The sequence below is a fragment of the Enterobacter cloacae complex sp. 2021EL-01169 genome (genome assembly GCF_020733125.1).
Lineage (GTDB): Bacteria > Pseudomonadota > Gammaproteobacteria > Enterobacterales > Enterobacteriaceae > Enterobacter > Enterobacter roggenkampii.
Genome location: NZ_JAJFTC010000025.1, coordinates 22,248 through 29,194 on the forward strand (window position 1 = coordinate 22,248; position 6,947 = coordinate 29,194).

General features: G+C 57.1%; 7 protein-coding genes. 5 read left to right on the top strand and 2 right to left on the bottom strand.

Annotated features, from left to right (window positions below; all coding sequences use genetic code 11):
* Nucleotides 1-36: 36 nt before the first annotated feature.
* From hemE to LLF79_RS25600, 5 genes are all read left to right on the top strand, one after another.
* Nucleotides 37-1,101, top strand: coding sequence for a uroporphyrinogen decarboxylase (hemE, locus tag LLF79_RS25580; protein ID WP_063453493.1), 1,065 nt, complete (start codon nucleotides 37-39; stop codon nucleotides 1,099-1,101).
* A 9-nt stretch (nucleotides 1,102-1,110) separates the two neighbouring features.
* A complete protein-coding gene (nfi, locus tag LLF79_RS25585) occupies nucleotides 1,111-1,782 on the top strand; it encodes a deoxyribonuclease V (protein ID WP_021242964.1) in 672 nt (223 codons plus the stop codon).
* 41 nt (nucleotides 1,783-1,823) lie between these two features.
* Complete coding sequence (locus LLF79_RS25590) at nucleotides 1,824-2,414, top strand: YjaG family protein (protein ID WP_008503468.1); 591 nt, start codon at nucleotides 1,824-1,826, stop codon at nucleotides 2,412-2,414.
* Between the two features lie 186 nt (nucleotides 2,415-2,600).
* Nucleotides 2,601-2,873, top strand: coding sequence for a nucleoid-associated protein HU-alpha (gene hupA, locus LLF79_RS25595; protein ID WP_002445246.1), 273 nt, complete (start codon nucleotides 2,601-2,603; stop codon nucleotides 2,871-2,873).
* Nucleotides 2,874-2,884: 11 nt separating this feature from the next.
* Complete coding sequence (locus LLF79_RS25600) at nucleotides 2,885-3,577, top strand: DUF1481 domain-containing protein (protein ID WP_023345244.1); 693 nt, start codon at nucleotides 2,885-2,887, stop codon at nucleotides 3,575-3,577.
* 90 nt (nucleotides 3,578-3,667) lie between these two features.
* On the opposite strand, the gene purD is transcribed toward LLF79_RS25600, so the two are convergent.
* Nucleotides 3,668-4,960 carry a phosphoribosylamine--glycine ligase gene (purD, locus tag LLF79_RS25605; RefSeq protein WP_008503470.1) on the bottom strand — a complete coding sequence of 431 codons (1,293 nt, stop codon included), beginning with the start codon at nucleotides 4,958-4,960 and terminating at the stop codon, nucleotides 3,668-3,670.
* A gap of 15 nt (nucleotides 4,961-4,975) precedes the next feature.
* Nucleotides 4,976-6,565, bottom strand: coding sequence for a bifunctional phosphoribosylaminoimidazolecarboxamide formyltransferase/IMP cyclohydrolase (purH, locus tag LLF79_RS25610; protein WP_023345246.1), 1,590 nt, complete (start codon nucleotides 6,563-6,565; stop codon nucleotides 4,976-4,978).
* Nucleotides 6,566-6,947: the final 382 nt, after the last annotated feature.

Consider the following 6,947-nt stretch of genomic DNA (forward strand, 5'->3'; position numbering starts at 1 on the left):
TTACACTGAGGCCATGACGCTTAAGGAACTGCAAAAATGACCGAACTGAAGAACGATCGTTATCTGCGTGCGCTGCTGCGCCAGCCCGTTGATGTCACCCCGGTGTGGATGATGCGCCAGGCGGGACGCTATCTGCCAGAGTACAAAGCCACGCGCGCGCAGGCGGGCGATTTTATGTCGCTGTGCAAAAACGCCGAGCTGGCCTGTGAAGTGACGCTCCAGCCGCTGCGCCGCTTCCCGCTGGATGCGGCGATCCTCTTCTCGGATATTCTGACCATTCCGGATGCGATGGGCCTTGGCCTGTACTTCGAAACCGGTGAAGGCCCGCGTTTTACCTCTCCGATCAGAAGCAAAGCCGATGTGGACAAGCTGCCGATCCCCGATCCGGAAGGCGAGCTGGGCTACGTGATGAACGCCGTGCGCACCATTCGCCGCGAGCTGAAAGGTGAAGTGCCGCTGATTGGCTTCTCCGGCAGCCCGTGGACGCTGGCGACCTATATGGTGGAAGGGGGCAGCAGCAAAGCCTTCACCCTGATTAAAAAGATGATGTACGCCGAGCCGCTGGCTCTGCATGCGCTGCTCGACAAGCTCGCGAAGAGCGTCACGCTCTACCTCAACGCGCAGATTAAAGCCGGTGCGCAGTCGGTGATGATTTTCGATACCTGGGGCGGCGTGCTGACCGGGCGTGATTATCAACAGTTCTCCCTGTATTACATGCATAAAATCGTTGACGGCCTGCTGCGCGAAAACGAAGGCCGCCGCGTGCCGGTGACGCTGTTCACCAAAGGTGGCGGTCAGTGGCTGGAAGCCATGGCGGCAACCGGCTGTGACGCCCTGGGTCTCGACTGGACCACCGATATCGCTGATGCCCGCCGCCGCGTGGGCGACAAAGTGGCGCTTCAGGGCAATATGGACCCGTCCATGCTCTATGCGCCGCCTGCCCGCATTGAAGAAGAAGTGTCGACTATACTGTCTGGTTTCGGCCAGGGGGAAGGCCACGTCTTTAACCTCGGCCACGGTATTCATCAGGATGTGCCGCCAGAGCACGCAGGCGCATTTGTGGAGGCGGTGCATCGGCTTTCTGCCCAGTATCACAAGTAAGGAGTCGTTATGGATCTCGCGTCGCTACGCGCTCAACAAATCGAACTGGCCTCATCGGTGATCCGCGAGGATCGTCTGGATAAGGATCCTCCGCAGTACATTGGCGGAGCCGACGTCGGGTTTGAGCAGGGGGGGGACGTGACGCGAGCGGCGATGGTGGTCCTGAAATACCCTTCGCTCGAGCTGGTGGAGTACAAGGTCGCGCGTATTGCCACCACCATGCCGTACATTCCGGGCTTTCTCTCCTTCCGCGAATATCCCGCGCTGCTGGCAGCGTGGGAGCAGCTTTCGCAAAAACCTGATCTGCTTTTTGTCGATGGGCACGGTATCTCACACCCGCGCCGTTTAGGCGTTGCCAGCCACTTTGGGCTGCTGGTGGATGTGCCGACCATCGGCGTCGCCAAGAAACGCCTCTGCGGCGCCTTTGAACCTCTTTCAGCCGAGCCGGGTGCGCTGGCACCGCTTATCCATAAAGGCGAGCAGCTGGCGTGGGTCTGGCGCAGCAAGGCACGCTGTAATCCGCTGTTCATCGCCACCGGCCATCGGGTGAGTATGGACAGCGCCCTGGCGTGGGTACAGCGCTGCATGAAGGGCTACCGCTTACCGGAGCCAACGCGCTGGGCTGACGCGGTGGCCTCTTCGCGTCCGGCTTTTGTTCGTTGGCAGGAAATTCAGCGATGATTCAGGTAAACTGCGCCTAATTTTCGATTCGAGAGATCATCATGCTACAAAACCCGATTCACCTGCGCCTTGAAAAGCTGGAAAGCTGGCAGCACGTCACCTTCATGGCTTGCCTGTGCGAGCGCATGTATCCCAACTATGCCGCGTTCTGCAAGCAGACCGGCTTTGGTGATGGCCATATCTACCGCCGCATTCTGGATCTGATCTGGGAAACGCTGACGGTGAAAGACGCGAAGGTGAATTTCGACTCTCAGCTCGAAAAGCTGGAAGAGGCGATCCCGGTGGCGGATGATTTTGACCTGTACGGCGTCTACCCGGCAATTGATGCCTGTGTGGCGTTAAGCGAATTGCTCCACTCCCGCCTGAGCGGTGAGACGCTGGAGCACGCTATTGAAGTCAGTAAGGCCTCTATCACCACCGTGGCGATGCTGGAAATGACCCAGGAAGGTCGCGAGATGACCGACGAAGAGCTGCGTGCGAACCCGGCCGTTGAGCAAGAATGGGATATCCAGTGGGAGATTTTCCGCCTGCTGGCAGAGTGTGAAGAACGCGATATTGAGCTGATAAAAGGGCTGCGCGCGGACTTACGTGAGGCCGGTGAGAGTAATATTGGTATAATTTTTAACCAATGAGATAAGAAAACTTGAGATAACGCCCGTTTTGTCGCTCCTCGACTCTTCCCTTTCGACCCTTGTCTGGTCTACATTTGGGGGGCGAAAAAAAGTGGCTATCGGTGCGTGTATGCAGGAGAGTGCTTTTTTGGCATTTTCGTCGCACTCGATGCTTAGCAAGCGATAAACACATTGAAAGGATAACTTATGAACAAGACTCAACTGATTGATGTAATTGCGGACAAGGCTGATCTGTCTAAAGTGCAGGCTAAAGCTGCTCTGGAATCTACCCTGGCTGCTATTACTGAGTCTCTGAAAGAAGGCGATGCTGTACAACTGGTTGGTTTCGGTACCTTCAAAGTGAACCACCGCGCTGAGCGTACTGGCCGCAACCCGCAGACCGGTAAAGAAATCAAAATCGCCGCAGCTAACGTGCCGGCATTTGTTTCTGGTAAAGCACTGAAAGACGCTGTTAAGTAAGACGCGTGGCAGTGAACAGTTTTAGCGAAGGGGCGGCAACGCCCCTTTTGTCTTTCTGGCGCGGAACGCTCGCGCTGGCAGGTGCGCTGCTGCTGTCAGCCTGTAGTCACGACACCACTCTGCCGCCGTTTACCGCCAGCGGCTACGCTGACAACCAGGGCGCGGTCAGGATCTGGCGTAAAGATTCCGGCAATGAAGTTCATCTGTTATCTGCCTTCAGCCCGTGGCACAGCGGAAATACGTCGACGGCAGAATATCGCTGGCAGGGAGATGACCTCTCGCTGATTGAGCTGAACGTCTACAGCAAGACCCCCGAACACGTGAAAGTGCGTTTTGACGACCATGGCGAGCTGAGCTTTATGCAGCGTGAAGTCAGCGGTCAAAAACAGCAGCTTTCCAGCGATCAAATCGCCCTCTACCGTTACCGTGCCGAACAAATCCGCCAGACCAGCGATGCGCTTCGTCTGGGACGCGTCGTGCTGCGCCAGGGGCGCTGGCATAACGACGGGACGGTGACGACCTGCGAAGGGCAAACGGTGAAGCCTGAGCTTGAATCCTGGGCAACCGAACACATTCAACGCCGTCAGCGTCATTCATCAATGGAAGTGAGCGTGGCGTGGCTTGAGGCGCCGGAAGGCTCTCAATTGCTATTGGTGGCGAACGAAGATTTCTGCACCTGGCAGCCGACAGAGAAGAGTTTTTGAGTTCTGTGGATTAAGCCGGATGGCGCTAACGCTTATCCGGCCTACGAACGATTCCCTCTCCCTGTGGGAGAGGGTGAGGGCGAGGAGGAATTACTCCCCCTGCTCACGCGCAATCGCGCGATAGCCGATATCCTGACGGCTAAAGCTACCGTTCCAGTGAATATCCGCCATCAGCGCATAGGCGCGCTTCTGTGCTTCTGCCACGGTATGACCCAGCGCGGTCGCACACAGCACGCGTCCGCCGTTGGTCAGAACGCGATCGTCCTCAGCCAGCTTCGTACCGGCGTGGAACACCTTCGCACCATCAATCTCTTCCAGCGGCAGACCGTGGATCTCATCACCGGTGCTGTAGTTGCCCGGATAACCGCCCGCAGCAATCACCACGCCGAGAGACGCACGCTCGTCCCACTCGGAGGTTTTCTCGTCCAGCTTGCCATCGCAGGCAGCCAGGCACAGCTCAACCAGATCGGATTTCATGCGCAGCATGATGGGCTGGGTTTCTGGATCGCCAAAGCGGCAGTTGAATTCGATGACCTTAGGGTTACCCTGCTTGTCGATCATCAGGCCTGCATAAAGAAAACCGGTGTAGGTATTGCCTTCTGCCGCCATCCCCTTCACGGTAGGCCAGATGATGCGATCCATGGTGCGCTGGTGGACGTCGTCAGTCACGACCGGCGCAGGGGAGTAAGCGCCCATCCCGCCGGTATTAGGCCCCGTGTCGCCATTGCCCACACGCTTGTGATCCTGGCTGGTGGCCATCGGCAGAACGTGCTCGCCGTCGACCATGACGATAAAGCTCGCCTCTTCACCGTCGAGGAACTCTTCAATCACGATGCGGTGGCCCGCATCGCCAAAGGCATTACCTGCCAGCATATCCTGAACCGCGGCTTCGGCTTCTTCGAGCGTCATCGCGACGATCACGCCTTTACCCGCGGCCAGACCGTCGGCCTTGATAACAATCGGCGCGCCCTTCTCACGTAACCAGGCCAGAGCAGGCTCCACTTCAGTGAAATTCTGATATTCCGCCGTCGGGATGTTATGACGCGCGAGGAAATCTTTGGTGAAGGCCTTGGAGCCTTCCAGCTGCGCGGCGCCTTCCGTTGGGCCAAAGATTTTCAGGCCCGCTGCGCGGAACGCATCCACGACACCTATCACCAGCGGCGCTTCAGGGCCGACGATGGTCAGGTCGATTTTCTCCTGCTGAGCAAAGCTTAACAGCGCCGGAATGTCGGTCACGCCGATAGCCACGTTCTGCAGCGCGGGTTCCAGTGCGGTACCGGCGTTGCCCGGTGCCACGAAGACCGTTTTAACCAGCGGAGACTGGGCCGCTTTCCACGCCAGCGCGTGCTCGCGTCCGCCGTTACCAATCACTAATACTTTCATTTTCTGCTCCGGGAATTAATGGCGGAAGTGACGCATGTCGGTGAAGATCATCGCAATGCCGTGTTCGTCGGCAGCGGCAATCACTTCGTCGTCGCGGATTGAACCGCCAGGCTGGATCACGCAGGTGATGCCGACAGCGGCTGCGGCGTCGATACCGTCACGGAACGGGAAGAAGGCGTCAGAGGCCATGGCGGAGCCTTTGACTTCCAGGCCTTCATCGCCTGCTTTAATACCCGCGATTTTCGCCGAGTAAACGCGGCTCATCTGGCCTGCGCCTATCCCGATAGTCATGTTCTCTTTGGCATAGACGATGGCGTTGGATTTGACGAACTTCGCCACCTTCCAGCAGAACAGCGCGTCACGCAGCTCCTGTTCGGTCGGCTGACGTTTGGTCACCACGCGCAGGTCGGCTTCTGTCACCATACCCAGATCGCGGTCCTGAACCAGCAGGCCGCCGTTCACGCGCTTGAAGTCCAGGCCCGGCACGCGTTCCGCCCACTGGCCGCAAACCAGTACACGCACGTTCTGTTTTGCCGCGGTGATTTTCAGCGCTTCTTCGGAGGCCGATGGCGCGATGATCACTTCGACAAACTGGCGGGAGATGATGGCCTGTGCGGTTTCGGCATCCAGCTCGCGGTTGAAGGCGATAATGCCGCCGAACGCGGAGGTCGGGTCGGTTTTGTAGGCGCGGTCATAGGCGTCCAGAATGGAGGTGCTCACGGCAACGCCACATGGGTTCGCATGCTTGACGATAACACAGGCCGGCTCGCTGAATTCTTTCACGCATTCCAGCGCGGCGTCGGTGTCAGCAATGTTGTTATAGGAGAGCGCTTTGCCCTGAACCTGCTGTGCGGTAGCGACAGAAGCTTCTTTTACCTCTTCTTCTATATAGAAGGCCGCCTGCTGGTGGCTGTTCTCGCCGTAGCGCATATCCTGCTTCTTAATGAAGTTCAGATTCAGGGTGCGCGGGAAGCGGCCTGAAGGATCTTTGCTTTCACCGTGGTAAGCCGGCACCAGGCTACCGAAGTAGTTGGCGATCATGCTGTCGTACGCGGCGGTGTGTTCGAAGGCTTTGATGGCGAGGTCGAATCGCGTTTCCAGGGTCAGCGACCCATCGTTGGCGTCCATCTCATTAATAATGGTGGTGTAATCGCTGCTCTTGACCACGATGGCGACATCTTTATGGTTCTTGGCCGCAGAGCGCACCATGGTCGGGCCGCCGATATCAATATTCTCTACGGCATCTTCCAGAGAGCAGCCTTCGCGGGCAACGGTCTGGGCAAAGGGGTAGAGATTAACGACAACCATGTCGATAGGCGCGATGTCGTGCTGTTCCATAATGGCGTCGTCCTGGCCGCGACGGCCCAGAATACCGCCGTGGACTTTCGGGTGCAGGGTTTTGACGCGTCCATCCATCATTTCCGGGAAACCGGTGTAATCGGACACTTCGGTTACCGGCAGACCTTTATCTGCTAACAGGCGAGCGGTTCCACCTGTGGAAAGCAGCTCTACACCGCGTGCAGAAAGTGCCTGAGCGAATTCGACGATACCGGCTTTATCAGAAACACTGAGCAGAGCGCGGCGGACTGGACGACGTTGTTGCATGGTAAATCCCCTGGATTTCACGATTACAGAGAGCGTTAGATGAATTTTCCTGTGAAAAACTCATCTAACACACCTGACGAGGCATCCTTGTAAAGCGCGAGCATTTTAACGAAAACGTTTGCGCAACGCTCGCACATTTTCACTTTTTCGTATCATTGTGGATAAGTCTGTGCGTAAAAAGGTATAAGGCGGGGTTTTGCTGTGGAATGCAGCAGTCAGTCATTTTTCTGTCATTTAGCGGTTGCGGCCTGCGGAGAACTCCCTATAATGCGCCTCCATCGACACGGCGGATGTGAATCACTTCACACAACAAGCGGTTCGGTTGAAGAGAAAAAATCCTGAAATAACGGGTTGACTCTGAAAGAGGAAAGCGTAATATACG